Origin of the sequence: Comamonas sp. 4034 (assembly GCF_050434545.1) — a bacterium.
GTDB classification, from domain to species: Bacteria; Pseudomonadota; Gammaproteobacteria; order Burkholderiales; family Burkholderiaceae_C; genus Comamonas; species Comamonas odontotermitis.
In genome coordinates, this window is record NZ_JBNDIT010000016.1 from 83,463 (window position 1) to 98,320 (window position 14,858).

A 14,858-nucleotide genomic window follows, 5' to 3' on the forward strand; every position below is an offset into this window, starting at 1 on the left:
CATCAAGCGCAATGCAGATAAGCGCCCGCACCTGATCTCTCTTGTTTCGGACGATGAGAATCACCGAGCACCACGTAGCTCAGCCAATGAATGCTTCTGACGCCCGGCGGCGTCAAAATTACCAGGCGATAGCCATGCCTGGAATGCTGCAGCGACTGTGGGCCAATCGCTGTCGATGATGGCGAACCACGCCGTATCGCGGCTGCGCCCCTTGTACACCACCGCCTGGCGGAAGATGCCTTCAAAACTGAAGCCCAGGCGCTGTGCCGTCTTGCGCGAAGGCGCGTTGAAGTGATCACATTTCCATTCGTAGCGCCGATAGCCCAGTTGATCGAATACATAGGCCATCAGCAGATATTGCGCCTCGGTCGAAATCGGGGTTTGCTGCAGCAGCGGCGAGAAGGTGACGCTGCCAACCTCGATCACGCCATTTTTCGGGTCGATCCGCATCAGCGCCATGGTGCCCACCGCCTTGCCGCTGGCCAGATCAATCACGGCATAGTGGCGCGGATCGGTGCTCGCCTCCGCGCTTTCCAGGTAGCCGTGGTACGCCTGCGCATCGGCAAAGGGCCCTACGGTCATATAGGTCCACAGGCGCTCATCGGGGGCGCTGCTGAAGGCCGCATGCAGATCGGCGGCGTGCCGGGCGGAGCTGATCGGCTCCAGCCGGCAAAACCGGCCTTCGAGGGTGACGGGCGCGGGCAACTCGCGCGGTGCCCAGTCGGGCAGATCACAGCCAATGGTTTGGCCAAATTCGTTGGTACGGTCGGTCATGCCGGGCAGCTCCAGGGGCAAAAACAAAACACCAGTGTGACAGCATGGTGGTTTTCAGAGTTGCCCGCTACCCTCCGGACAAATGCCCCTTTTCATGGCATCGCCCCTCAGGCGCCGGTCAATTCTGCGTGTCTTCCGAAAACAGCTTCCACTCGCTGCCCACCTTGCGCCAGTACTGGCGCAGCGACAGGGGCTCGGCCTGGTTCTTTCCCTTGAGCCGTAAATTGGCAATGCGAATCTCGCCTTGTGCATCTTTCCAGGCGAAGACTGATATGTCCTGCAGGGCAGCACCGCCTTTGAAGACCGTCGCCATGCGCTCCTGCATGGCCTGTCCGCCCGCCGAGCTTCGCCAGTCTGGCTGGTAGAGCGGCGACAGCGCCGTCTGCGCGTCCGCCTGGCTCCAGCCCTGCTGCCAGCGATCCAGCACGGAGAGAAAAGCGTCGCGCTCGCGCCCGATGGCGGCGTCGGCAGCCGCGACCCAGTGCAGGCGCTCACGCACCAGCACAGGTGAGAGGCGTTCCACGGTACGCATCAGGTGCGTCAGATCGGTATTGGCAAGCACCATGCAGCCGTCGCTCGCGAGCGGCAGACGGGCAAACTGGTCTGGCGGCGTACCATGAAGCCAGATGCCGCTGCCCGAGCGCCCGACCACCTTGTCCCAGTCATTGGGGTAGTTCACCGTCAGGGCGCCCTTGCCATAGAACTCCGGCAACTTGGGGCCGGGAATCTGCCTGCCGATGAAATACACCCCCTCGGGCGTGCGCTGATCTCCCTCTTCGAGTTTGCCCATGCCCAGCTTGCCGACAGAGACGTAATAGTCGCCGGTCAAGCGCAGCTTGCCGCCTTCATTGGCAAACAGATACAGCCGCGACTTGCTCGCATCAATGGCAATCGCCTGGCGCACCGAGGGCGCCAGCGCCAGAAACTCAGCAGGAATGCTGCCGGTCGCCGGCAAGGCATTGGCGCCCTGCACGCGGCGCTTGATCTCGTCCTGCAAACCGCGCAACTGCTCCATGCTGTCTGCGCCGGGAACTGCACTGGGTTGCGGCGTATGTTTGACCCGCATGGCCCCCGCCTCCGGCAACGGCGCAGGAGACAGCGCCCCCGCATGGCCGGTCTTGTAGCGCAGCAAATCGGCATACACCAGCTGCGCAGCCTGAAAATGCGGTACATCCGAAGTCAGCCGGGATGCCTCCTGCAAAGCGACATCCAGTTTTTGCTGCTGTACCAGATCAATCACCTTCAACAAGCGCGCCTCGGCACTGGCGTGAATGGCGGCAGGCACCGCTGCTGCCACCGGCACAGCGGCCAGCGCAGCGACGGCTTTGCTGCCTTTGGCGGGCTCGGAGGTCTTGGTTTTTTTCGCCCGTCGGCTTTCCTTGGCGGATGCAGCAGATTTGGCCGAAGAGCCGGTAGCCACGCGCTGGCTCTGCGTGGCGCTGCCGGTTTTGCTTTCCGCTGCCTTTCTGGCATGCGCAACACCGAGCGCGCCGCTTGCGGCGACCGCCAGTGCTCCCATGGCCAATGGCCGCCAAAATTGCTTGCTAAAAGGCATTGCCCAGACATCCTCATCCCGCCGCCCACCATAGGTGGCGCGCTGCGCATGATACCGCGCCGCTCTATTCCTCAGACGCTATTGGTGCGAGATGACACGCAACATCACCCACCGGTTGCTTCGCGGACGATGTGCCACTGCCCCTTCTCGTGACGCAGGCTCAAGGTCTTGCGGGTAGTGGTCTTGAGCGAGCCCGCTGCATAGTACTGGCGGAACTTGGCTGTTGCCTGATCGCCATCCAGGCTGACCTGCAGGTTCTGCACCTTCACATCGATCGACTGCTTGCCGACAATGCGTGCCCGGCGCTCCTCTTTCCAGGCCGCCAGGCTGCCTCCGCCGGCCGGCTGGAACTTGTCGCTGTATGCATCGAGATAGGCCGTCATGTCCTTTTTCTCCCAGGCTGCCGCCCAAGCATGCACGGCGCGCTCCACCTCTGCCACTGCGCTTTGGCGTGCAGCAGGCTTGGCTTCCGCGACAGCAGCGGGCTTGGCTGCTGGCTCGTCCTTGGGCTTGGCGCTTGCTGCAGGTTGTCCCGGCGCTGGAGCTGGGGCCACGGGCGCAGGCGCCGCCGGTGCGGCAACGGGAGCTGGAGCTGGAGCTGGAGCTGGAGCCGCAGGTTTGGCAACGGGCGCTGACTCTGCCTTGGCGACCACAACGGGCTCGGGCTTGGCCACAGGTTGCGGCTTGGGTGGCTGCAGAGGCTCCGGCTTTGCTTCGGGCTTGAGCTCGGGCTTTCGTTCAGGCGCAATTTCGGCCTTGGGCGGTGCTTTTACCGCCGACGGTGCCGCAGCACTTCCGGCATCTGCCACCACGGTCTTTCCCCGGCTGGCGGTGCCAGGCACGATCTGGGTGATCAGGGCCAGCTTGGGACGAATGTCCTGGCGCGAACCGTCCAGCTGCAGAGCCTTGGAATAGGCCTCGCTCGCCATGCGTGCGTACAGGTCTCCCAGGTTTTCGTGGGCGGTGGAATAGCTGGGGTTGGTGCGAATCGCCTGCTCCAGTGCCTCGGCAGCCTTACGCTCCTGCCCATCGGCGGCATACAGAACCGCCAGATTGTTATAAGGCTCGGGCATGTTGGGATATTCGCGCGTCAGGGCCGAGAAAATCTTGATCGCCTGTGCATTTTGCTTTTGCTCGGTGGCGATCACCCCACGCAAAAAACGCATCTCCACGTCTGTCGGGTTCTGCTGCAGATGGCTATCGGCCTGCTTGGCAGCCAGATCCGCCTTCCCTTGCTCCAGCAACTGCGTTACCTCTTCAGCAGCGCGGGCCGCCAATGCAGGCAGCCCATGCAGCGCCACGCCACACCCCAGCAATAGCGCTGCCCAGTTGCGATTCCAGTACAAGCGGCGATTGGGTTGCACAGGTGGCAAGACGTGAGGCGCAGTCTTCATAAGCAATGGTTCTCTCTGCAATGGCTGGAAAAGGCAGGCAAGGCTGCCGGACATCGAAATGAGCGACATTGTGAGCCACCTGCGCATGCGTGCGACCAAAGGTCGCTGATTATACATTTAGATACATTCATTTTTATCGATAGCGGGAGCGTATAAGCAGCAGCAACTCAACCGCCATCAGCATAAGCCATCAGCGTTTGCGAGCAATGCGTATTTTCGGTTTTGGATCAGCACGAATACGCTTTTCGACGCACCCCAGGGTAAACGCCAGGCATGGCAAAAAGCTACGGCTCCGTGGTGCCGACGTTACGTAACGTTCCCCGTAACACGGCAAGAAACAGCACTGACGAACTCCCATGCCTATCGACCGGGGAGAAAAACACATCAATTGAATCAATAAGTTAGAAACATCTCATTTTTTACCCCGCTGTTTCCACATGTTGGCACGTCTATTGCGCTAACCCTGGGCATCTGCCGTCCGGCCTTTTTTCCGGACTGGCCGCAAAACCAATTTTTAAAGGGAAACAGTACATGACCGCCGCCAACACATCGACCCACTGCGCGACCAACGATGCCACCAAATCCGGCGACGGTGCAAAAATGGCTTCGGCCTCGCTCACCCAAGCGTCAGCAGGTGTACAGATCGTGCGCGGCGGCCAGTCAACGGCTGCTCAGGCGGGAGGCAAGCTGCAGATCGGCGACACCATCGTGGTTCCGGCTGGCGGCAGCGCCCAGGCCGTCATCACCAACCATGACGGGCAATCGCAGATCGCCACATTGGCGGCCAATACCGAAGCCACTCTGGATAGCTGCGAAAGCGGCAGCGCTGCTGGGGTGGCGGCATTCACCGCGGCCTCAGGCAGCGTGGAAACCGTGCCTGCAGCCGCAGATGCTGCCGTTCCCGCTACCAAAGCAGAAGCAACCGACAGCAACGACGATGCAGGTGGCGCCGTTCTGGGCGACTTCTTGCTTGCCAGCCTGGTCGGCATTGGTGGTGGCGTGCTTGCAGGCGCACTGCTGAACAGCGGTGACGATGACGATGATTCCAAGCCCACCAACCCAGGGACCGAAGAGCCTGGCATGACTGATCCGACGGACTCGACGGATCCCACGGATACAACCAATCCTACGGATACAACCAATCCTACGGATACAACCAATCCTACGGATACAACCAATCCTACGGATACAACCAATCCTACGGATACGACCAACCCTACGGATACGACCAACCCTACGGATACGACCAACCCTACGGATACGACCAACCCTACGGATACGACCAATCCAACGGATACGACCAATCCTACGGATACGACCAACCCTACGGATACGACCAACCCTACGGATACGACCAATCCAACGGATACAACCAACCCTACGGATCCGACCCATCCTACGGATCCGACCCATCCCACGGACCCGACACATCCCACGGACCCAACCCATCCTACGGATCCGACCCATCCTACGGATCCGACCCATCCTACGGATCCGACCCATCCCACGGACCCGACCCATCCTACTGATCCAACCCATCCCACGGATCCGACCGACCATGGTCTGATCACCTCAGTACAGGATTTGGTGGACAACCTGCTGGGCGGCACGGTAGCTGGCCCCGTTGGCAATCTGATCGACACCCTGGTCAACCCCAATACCGGTACGCTGGCAGCGGTAACCGGACTGCTGGAGAGCCTGACCTCCGTCAGTGGTGGCCCCCTGGGTGTACTGACCGAGTTGGTGGATGGCTTGACGCTGATCGATGGCCAGGCGCTGGAGCCACTGATCGATACGCTCAACGGCTTGCTGCAAGGCCTGAATGAACTGGGCGCCGGTGGCTCCATCGGCAACGTAGTGAACAATGTGCTCGGCGGATTGCTAGATGAAGGCGGTCTACTGGGTGGCCTGCTGGCTGGCGTAGGCTCTTTGCTGGGCGGGCTGCTGGGCGACGGCTCCGGCAATCACCCGGGCAATCCTGACTCTGGACTGGTGACTGCGATCCAGGATGTCGTGAACGACCTGTTGGGTGGCACCGTGGCAGAGCCGGTCGGTCAGTTGCTCGACGCGCTGACCAACCCCACCGACGGCCTGCTGTCTGCAGTCACCGGCGCGCTCGAGAGCCTGACCACTGTGGAAGGCGGTCCTCTGGGCGTGCTCACCGAACTCGTCAACGGCCTGACACAGATTGATGGCGAGGCCCTCCAACCTGTGATCGGTACTCTCAATCAACTGATTACAGGTCTTGGCAATGGCCTGGGTGAAGGTGGATTGGGCGGACTGGTCGGAGGCCTGCTGGGCGGCCTGATCCCTGGCGGCGGTACTGGTGGCGGCAATGGCGATGGCATCGTGACCTCGGTGCAAGACGTGGTGGACGGCCTGCTGGGCGGCACGGTGGCAGAGCCGGTCAGCCAGTTGCTCGATGCACTGACCAACCCCACCGATGGCACGCTGGCCGTTGTGACTGGCGTGTTGGAAGGCCTGACCAACGTGGACGGCGGCCCCCTGGGCGTACTGACCGAACTGGTCAATGGCTTGACGCAAGTGGATGGCCAGGCGCTGGAGCCCGTGATTGGCACCCTCAACCAACTGATCGCTGGCCTGGGCAATGGCCTGGGTGAAGGTGGCATTGGTGGTGGTGGCCTGGGCGATCTGAGTGGACTGCTGGAAGGCTTGCTGGGCGGACTGATCCCTGGCGGCGGTACTGGTGGCGGCAATGGCGATGGCATCGTGACCTCGGTGCAAGACGTGGTGGACGGCCTGCTGGGCGGCACGGTGGCAGAGCCGGTCAGCCAGTTGCTCGACGCACTGACCAACCCGACGGATGGCGCCCTGGCCGTTGTGACCGGAGTGCTGGAAGGTCTGACCAACGTGGACGGCGGCCCCCTGGGCGTACTGACCGAACTGGTCAATGGCTTGACGCAAGTGGACGGCCAGGCGTTGCAGCCTGTCATTGGCACCCTCAACCAGTTGATCGCTGGCCTGGGTAGCGGCGTCGGCAGCGATGGCATCAGCGGTCTCGTCCATGGCCTGTTGGGCGGCGTTCTCGGCGAAGGCGGGCTGCTCGGTGGCGTCATTGGTGGCGACGATGGCCTATTGGGTGGTGTGCTCGGGGGTGACGGTGGCCTCCTCGGTGGCGTCCTTGGCGAAGGCGGTCTGGTTGGCGGCTTGCTCGGCGGTGAGGGCGGCCTGTTGGGCGGCGTCCTCGGCGGCGACGGTGGCTTGCTCGGTGGCGTGATCGGTCAAGACGGCCTGGTCGGCGGGTTGCTGGGCGGCGAAGGTGGCCTGTTGGGCGGCATCATTGGAGAAGGTGGCCTCGTAGGCGGTCTGCTTGGTGGCTTGACGGGCAATGGCAGCGGCGCTGGATCGCACGGCCTGGTTTCGTCGGTTCAGAACACTGCCGGAGACCTGCTGGACGGCACCGGTCTGGCTCCGGTTGCCAATGTGCTGGATGCCTTGGTGGATCCAGCGCACGGCGTGCTGGCGCCCATCACCAACCCCGTCGAGCAATTGACGGACGCCACCAACGGCCCACTGGGAACCGTGACCCAGCTCGCCGATGCCCTGACCCAGCAACCCGAGGTTGCACTGGAGCCAGTGATCGGCCTGGTACACGACACGTTGGCAGGTATTTCCACCGGAGGCGCAGCGGGCGATGCTGCTGGCAACCTTTCTAGTCTGCTCGATACCGTTCTGAACCCGGTTGCCGGCATTCTTCCCGGCATCACGGATGCTGCAGGTGGCACGGACGATCTCAATGTCGCCGCGCTGGCAGAGGGCTTGCTGGGTGGCGTTGGCACCACGCTCAACAACGTGCTCGGCGAGGATGGATTGGCTGGCACCCTGACAGGTGGTCTGACAGGTAGCTTGACTGGTGGCCTCACGGATGGTCTGACCGGCGCCGATGGCGCAGTCAACCAGCTGCTGCAAGGGCTGCTGGGCAACAACGGTCTGACCAATGGCCTGCTGGGAGGTGTATTGGGCGGCGGCGGACTGCTGGGCTTGGGAGGCTCGGTCTCCGTTACCTCCACGGCAGCGCAGGCCTCGGCCGATCTGCATCCGGTTTCGCTGGCCATCAGCAGCCACGTCAGCGGAGCAGACGCCGTAGGCTCCAGCGGCGTGCTCAGCCAGGATCTGCAACACCATAGCCTGGCACTGTAAGAGGCGTAGGCCCCCACCGCCACAGACCTGTGGCGGTGGGGAACAGAACTTGAGGACTAGAGGGCTTGTCACCCCTGCGAGAACATCATGATGAACGTATCGCTCTTCAGCCGCCCCGCACCGACTGCAGCCGCCGCCATGGCTGCAGACGACCACTGCGCGCTGCGAGCGGAGCCCGTTGATCTGGCGCAACAACTGGATCTGGCTTTCCGGTTTGTTGCACAGCATGTGGTGTCGCTCCCCGACCCCTATGCCTGCTGCGTGCTGTTCTTTACCGTTGCCGCAGAAGGGTTGCCAGTCAGCAGTTTCAGCATCCGCCGCGTGACCCTGCACGCCGCCTGGCGTGAAGGCGCCACACGCGTGCGCCAATGGGCATGGGCCCACAACGCGAGCGGCGTGGAGCTGCGTATCGACTGGGCCTGCGGCATCCAGCCAGTAACGGCGCAGCAGAGCCAGTTGCGCACGGCAGACCCCACGCGCACCTGGGCGCTGGCCGACGACGAGCTGGAATACACAGAGCTGCTGACGGCCCTGGGCAAGAACACGTCGCGCAATCTGGCCGAAGTGCAAAGCCTCTGCGACCCTGTTCCCGTGACCACACATGCGCGCTGGCAGTTGCTGCTGGAAGGCGTATACATTGACCAGCAAGGCGAGCTGACGGCACTTCCCCGCCCTCGCCTGTCTCCCAGCCATCTGCGCCATGGCCCAGCAGGCCCCATGCTGTACCGCGCCACGCAGCAGTTGCTGGCCCAGCACCAAAGCGATGACGGCAGCTGGCCGGAAGCAGGGACCCTGCTGGACCATCTGGGCATCACGTACGCCTTGCTGCTGGCACACAAGAACACCCAGATGGAGTCTCTCAGGGACGACGCAGGCACCCGGGCCTGCCACCGTGCCATCGCCTATCTGATCGAGCAGATGCGTCGCTGGAGCCTGCATGACTATGCCAGCGAAATGCTGCATGCCATGAGCCTCATCGTGCTGGTGCGTTACACGGAGCAGTTCCCTGGCGCCATCGCGTCTTCGACCGTGAGCAACCTGATCACTTTGCTGTCCCAACAGTTGGGCGGCGTATCACCTGCCCTCCCAGGTGATACGCCGCCATGGGGCGGGCTGAGCCTGGAAGCCCTGCGCCAGCGCCAGCAGCAGTCAGCACCCGATGAACTGCTGCCCTTCCAGGGCTCCAGCCGCAGCTACGACGGCAAATGGCTGCACGCAAGCTGGCCCCAATTGCGCCTGATCGCCGACGACGGTGGTCGCCCCTCGCCCGCTGCCCAGCCCTGGACAGCCATCGCGGTCATGGAATGCGCGCTGCGCCAAGGCCAACCGCAATTCATGAGCGACGGCATGCAGACGCAGTTCAAAGCCAATATGCAGACCCTGTTTCGCGCCTGCTACCAACGCATCGTGTGGCCGGAAGTCGCGCTGTTTCAAGCCAGCAACCACCGCAAGCAGGCGGCCTTTTTCTCGCCTCGCTCAAGCAATGCACTGGTCAGCGACTGCCGGGTTGCCAGCCAGTTGCTCATCACCATCAACGCAGCCATGCACTTTGCAGGCGCCTGAACGCGGCGCTCCCAAAGACAAGCTCTCCACGACTGGCAGCGGAGTACCACCCGGCACTCACGTTTATTTATTATTTATTTGTATCAATTAATAAAAAATAATAACAAAATCCATCACAAATTTTCCAAATTCCCTCAAAGTTACGTAACTTACGCACAACTTGCTATCACTACAAAACGCAGTTGTCATTTACTAACATTCATAAAAGTGCAGATTGTCACTTTTTAATACCTATATGACACTATTTATGGAAATTATTGGTTACATAACCTTCCGATGGTTACTCAATGTCTGCACAATACTTTGGAAACGGTTCCTGATCATTGGTTTCTCGTTGTTATCAACCCGACAGTTTTCCAGCCATGATTGAATTCCTGCTTCCTCACAAACTGGTCTCTGCAGCATCTGCTGCAGCGCCAGCGGGCGTGGCAGGGCCGTTTTCCAGGGCCATTGCCAACAGCTTTGAACGCTCTTCCAGCCACCTGCGTCAGGCGGCCTGGCTGTCGCTGCCCATCAGCCTGCTGGGCTTGCTGCCTTCAATCTTTTTGTTACAGGTGTACAACCGCGTCATCTCGCGCGGTGGCAACGCCACCTTGATCGCCATGGTGGCAGGTGTGCTGTGCTTCTTGATTCTGGAATTGTGGTTGCGGCGCAAACGCGCTCGTGCCTTGCGCGAAGCAGGCGCCACGATTGACCGCGACCTTTCTCAATCCTTGATGCAAGCCATGCTGCGCCACCCCATGCTGGCACTGGAGCAGCGCTCATCCAGCCAGTGGCTGCAGCTGTTCCGCGATATTGGCGCCTTGCGAACATGTGTGGCTGGCGGCGTCGCCTCCTCCATGCTCGACCTGCCGATGGCGCTGGTGGCCTTGATTGTGGTGGGCATCATTGCCTGGCCCGTGCTGCCGGTCATTGTGGTGGCCATGCTGATCCTGGGCGTGCTTGCCTGGTGGTGGGCCGATGAAGTGCGCAGCGGCAAGGTTGAAGAAGTGGAACAAGCCCGCCAGCTGGACCGCAGCACCGCCGAAATCTGCAACGCACGCGCCTCGCTCAAGGTACTCGGATATGACGCAGCCGCGCTGCAGGCCTGGCAGGTCGGATACGACCGCTGGTTGGCCGAAAGCTTTCGCAAGAACGGCGAAATGGAAAACGCCAAGGAATTCACCCATGTGCTGCTTACCCTGTTCTCGGTGGCGGTCATCGCCATGGGAGCCATTGCCATCAATGCGCAATGGATGACGATTGGCAGCTTGATGGCAGTCAATCTGCTGTCGAGCAAGGCACTGGGCCCCATCGCCCAATTGGCCAGCAACTGGCGCTCCCTCGCCCGTGCCAACGAATCGGCTGTACGCGTACAGGCCGTGCTGCAGGAGCCCCTGGAGAACCCATCCCAGAACATCGAATTGCCTCGCCCACGCGGTCAATTCAGGCTCGACCAGGTCAGCTTTCAGTATCCATCGGGCCACCAGGCGCTGGACAAGGTCTCGCTCAGCATGGGCCCTGGCGGCATCCATGCCATCGTGGGGCGCAATGGTGCCGGCAAATCCACACTGGCCAAACTGATGGCCGGGTTGTACCAGCCCACCGCTGGAGCCATCTCCATTGACGAGTACGACATGGCGCAGTTCTCACGCGCCGACCTGGGCCGCTGGGTGGGATGCCTTGCCCAGCAGAACTATTGGTTCAGCGGCCCGATCGTCGATGGCTTGCGCATGGTCAGCCCCGACGCAGACGACGCCAAGATCATCCGGGCCTGCCAGCTCTCGGGCGCGCACGGCTTCATCAGCCGACTGCCGCACGGCTATCAGACCGAACTGGGCGAAGGTGGCGCGGGCCTCTCTGCCGGTGAGTTGCGCAAGCTGGCCGTGGCACAGCTTTTCCTGCGCAATCCTTCGGTACTGATCCTGGACGAGCCCAGCAACGATCTGGATTTCGAAAGCGAGACTGCATTGCTGCAGGCATTGCGCCAGATCGCAGCCAAGCACACGGTTGTGGTCGTGACGCACTCGCTGCGCGTGGCCTCGCAAGCCCAACAGATTTACCACATTCAAGGGAATGGCCAAGTCGAACACGGTACTCCGGAGCGCATGTTGCCCAAGCTGTTTGGGGTAGTAGCCCGTACCAGCGGACCCGAGCAGCACCAGCCACAGGCGGCACCAGCAGCCAATCAACCAACCGTGAGCAACAACGATGAGCGGGGCGTGATCGCACAGGAGGCCACACCATGACCCGTTCTGGCCGCCACCACGATTTGCCCGAGGTGCTGCAAAATGCCGCACCTGCTGCAACGCACGACCGCCATGCGCATGCAGCAGCCTCCGATGCCGCCAATGACCACGCCCCACCAAAGCTGGCGCCGTCAATTGGCTCCCCCCTCGTCTCGCCATCTGTACCCACCCGCCCGCCACTGTTGCAGCGCCTGGCAGGTAGCCGCAAGGTGATTGCCTCTGCCGTGGGTGTGCTGGTACTGATGGGACTGTTCTACCCGGTCGAGAACGTCGTGGTCGCCAGCGGCCAGGTCATCCCGTCTGATCGCGTTCAAGCCGTTCAGCATCTGGAAGGCGGCATCGTCACCGCCGTTCATGTCAAGGAAGGCCAGACTGTTGTCCAGGGTCAGCCGCTGCTCGATATCGACCTGGGTGGTGCCAGTCTCAATCTGGAGCAACTCACCGCCCGTCGATCCACTGCACAGGCCATCAAGACCCGGCTGTCGGCAGAAAGCCAGGGCCGCCGCCTCATAGCCGCAGACTTCTCCGCCGATCTGGAATCGCGCATCGTGCAAGCGGAACTGGGTGCATTTGCCGCACGCGGACTGGAATACCAGGGCAGCATGGCTGCTGCTCAGGCCATGCTGCAGCAGGCGCAAGGCGATGTAGCGCAGATCCAGGCACGCATCACGGGCCTGCAGACCGGCCTGAAGCTGTATGAACAGGAAGCCAGCATTGCCAACCAGCTTGCAGCCGAGCAACTGATTGGCCAATTGGAAGTGATCGACAAGCAGCGCGCGCTCGAACAGGCCCGCACCGACCTGGCCGCAGCCAGGCAGAATCTGGTCAGCACACGCGCTAAGGTAGAACAAGGCCAGGCCAAGCTGGTGGAAACACAGGGCGCCTTCCGTCGCAGGGCATCCGAAGAGCTGGCGCAGACCGAGCGTGAACTGCACAGCCTGTCCGAAGACCTGTCGCGGGCCCAGAACCAGCGCACCCGCACGGTAGTGCTCGCCCCTACCGATGGCGTCGTCAAGGGCCTGCGCAGCTCGGGCACCGGCTGGGTTGTCAAACCCGGTGAGCCTATTCTTGAAATCGTGCCGGACAAGGACGAAGTCATTGTGGAGGCGCGCCTCAACCCCGCAGACCGTGGCTATGTGCACGTCGGCCAGTCCACCAAGGCCAAGGTCACTGCCTACGACTACCTGCGCTATGGCTTTGTGCCTGGCAAGGTCACACTGGTGTCGGCCGATGCCGACCAGGACCCCAAGCAGCCGGACACCGCCGCGTATTTCCGCATCCAGGCCAGCCTGCAGCAGCCCTGGGTGGGGCGTGCCGACAACCGCATCACCACAGGCATGCAAGCCGAGCTGGATCTGCTGCTGGGTCGCGAGCCATTCATCTGGTATCTGCTGCGCCCCGTTCTGCACATCCAGAGCGAAGCCTTCCGGGAGCCATGACCATGGCAGGTACATTGCTCCATCTCCAAAAATCCTGGCGCCGCCAGTGGTGGACAGCTGCCTGTGCTTTCGGCCTGGCTGCGCCCTCTGCGGTATCTGCCCAGACCGACGGTGTTGCAACAGCGGTGACTGCCGCTACGGCAGAAAGCACGGAGCTTGCAGCGGAGGCTTCTGCGCCACCGGTCGACGCCATACAGGGTAGCCGTGAGCTTGAACTGCTGCTTGCGCCGCAACTCAGCCCCCGGTCATTGGCAGGTGAAGCTGCGCAAAAGCAACTCTTGACCGCGCTCTACGCCATGCTGAGCGAGTACCCGGATGTGCGCAAGGCGCGCTCTGCGGTCGATGCAGCAGGCAACGACGTGAGCACCGCCAAGAATGCCCGGTGGCCGTCTCTCAAAATTGGTACTTCGTCGGGCAATGCCTCGCTCGCGCAAAGTCAGAAACGCGAATCCTACACCGCAGTCAACGCCGAAGTGCGCTTGAGCCTGCTCGATGGCGGCGCCATCGATGCGGGCATCCGGTCTGCAGAGTCCACCGAGGCTGCGCAAGGCAGCGCACTCTACAGCACCCGGCAGAATGTGCTTCTGGAAGGACTCACGGCGCTCTTGGAGCTGCACCGCTTTGACACCAAGGCTCGCATCGCAGCCGAGTCGGCAGACATCATCGGCCAGCTCGCCCGCGTGGAAGAGCGCCGCGCCGAATTGGGTGCGGTCGGCCGCAATGACCTGCGCCAGGCCGCATCACGTCGAGCCAGTGCCCTGGCCCAGCAGCATGCCTTGCAATCTCAGCGCATGGATGCACAGGCCCGCTTTGTGCGCTACTTCAACTACACGCCCAGCGTCACGGCATTGCCCCAGTTGCAGATCCCCAGCAATTGGATGCCTGTGGACGAAGCCGCTGCCCTGCAGGCATCAGAGCTGCAAAGCTCCGAACTGAAGGAAATCGCGCATGTAATCGAGCGCGCGCAGGCAGAGGTGGATCGCAGCAAGGCGCAGCGCTGGCCCACCTTGTCTGCTGTAGTGGCCCACACGCGCGACCCCAAGAGCGTGCTCTACAACGACGGCACCCGCTATGGGCTGGAGCTGAACTGGAACTTCGGCAACGGCTTCGAGCTGCGCGACCGCATTCTCAAGGCCTTGAACGAATTACAGGCCCAGCAGGCACAGCAGGAAGCCGTGCGCCGCCAGGTGCATGAAGCGGCCGCCGCCGCCTGGGGCCGCTGGCAGGCCGGGCGTGACCGCGAAATGCAACTCTCCGATGCCGTGCGCGAAGCGCGCGGCGCCTTTGAAGGCTATCGGCGCCTCTTGCAGGTCGGCCGCGGCAGCCTGTCGCAGGTGCTCGACGCCCAGCTCGACATGCAGCGCCTGATGCTGGACGAAGCCGATGCCATTTACGACCAGCGCATCAACGCATTGCGCCTGGTACGCACCACGGGCCAGCTCTTGCCGACGGAGTTGCCTCCGCACTGGCTCGACCAGCTGTTTGCACAGGGTGCCCGCCCTCTACCTCCATCCAGTTCGGGCACACCAGCTGTGCCCCCAGTACCCGGCAGCGTTGAACCCGGTACGGCACCCACCAATCCATCTCCCCCTGTTTCCACGATTTCCGTAGCAACCGCACAGCGCTTGCCGTTGCAGCTCGCACCCCGGCTCGACCCCGTGATGCTGGCTGCGCCCCCCTATCAGGACATGCGCTATGCCGTGCGCTGGTAGCCACGCCTTTTCCAATACAGCGGCCGGTGTTC

Annotated in this window: 8 protein-coding genes; 5 read left to right on the top strand and 3 right to left on the bottom strand. The window is 62.3% G+C overall.

The genetic code is table 11. From position 1 onward, the window contains the following. Positions 1-60: 60 nt before the first annotated feature. The 3 genes from ABIE32_RS16665 to ABIE32_RS16675 all read right to left on the bottom strand — a co-directional run bounded on the left by ABIE32_RS16665 (position 61) and on the right by ABIE32_RS16675 (position 3,723). Positions 61-774, bottom strand: coding sequence for a GNAT family N-acetyltransferase (locus tag ABIE32_RS16665; RefSeq protein WP_429017781.1), 714 nt, complete (start codon positions 772-774; stop codon positions 61-63). A gap of 118 nt (positions 775-892) precedes the next feature. Next, on the bottom strand, positions 893-2,293 hold the full coding sequence (locus ABIE32_RS16670; protein WP_429017783.1) for a L,D-transpeptidase family protein: 1,401 nt from the start codon (positions 2,291-2,293) through the stop codon (positions 893-895). A 140-nt stretch (positions 2,294-2,433) separates the two neighbouring features. After that, entirely contained in the window at positions 2,434-3,723 is a 1,290-nt protein-coding gene (locus ABIE32_RS16675) for a L,D-transpeptidase Cds6 family protein (RefSeq protein WP_429017784.1), read from the bottom strand. Positions 3,724-4,254: 531 nt separating this feature from the next. Here ABIE32_RS16675 and ABIE32_RS16680 point away from each other — a divergent pair. The 5 genes from ABIE32_RS16680 (at position 4,255) to ABIE32_RS16700 (ending at position 14,826) form a co-directional block, all read left to right on the top strand. Next, positions 4,255-7,884 (top strand): hypothetical protein, encoded by a 3,630-nt coding sequence (locus ABIE32_RS16680; RefSeq protein WP_429017786.1) that lies wholly within the window; start codon positions 4,255-4,257, stop codon positions 7,882-7,884. A gap of 90 nt (positions 7,885-7,974) precedes the next feature. Further along, positions 7,975-9,447, top strand: coding sequence for a hypothetical protein (locus tag ABIE32_RS16685; protein WP_429017787.1), 1,473 nt, complete (start codon positions 7,975-7,977; stop codon positions 9,445-9,447). A 362-nt stretch (positions 9,448-9,809) separates the two neighbouring features. Continuing rightward, positions 9,810-11,675, top strand: a complete 1,866-nt coding sequence (locus ABIE32_RS16690; protein ID WP_429017789.1) for a peptidase domain-containing ABC transporter — start codon at positions 9,810-9,812, stop codon at positions 11,673-11,675. Continuing rightward, positions 11,672-13,114 carry an HlyD family type I secretion periplasmic adaptor subunit gene (locus ABIE32_RS16695; RefSeq protein WP_429017791.1) on the top strand — a complete coding sequence of 481 codons (1,443 nt, stop codon included), beginning with the start codon at positions 11,672-11,674 and terminating at the stop codon, positions 13,112-13,114. Before ABIE32_RS16690 ends, ABIE32_RS16695 begins: the two co-directional genes overlap by 4 nt. A 2-nt stretch (positions 13,115-13,116) precedes the next feature. Then, on the top strand, positions 13,117-14,826 hold the full coding sequence (locus ABIE32_RS16700) for a TolC family protein (protein WP_429017793.1): 1,710 nt from the start codon (positions 13,117-13,119) through the stop codon (positions 14,824-14,826). The last annotated feature ends 32 nt before the right edge of the window (positions 14,827-14,858 follow it).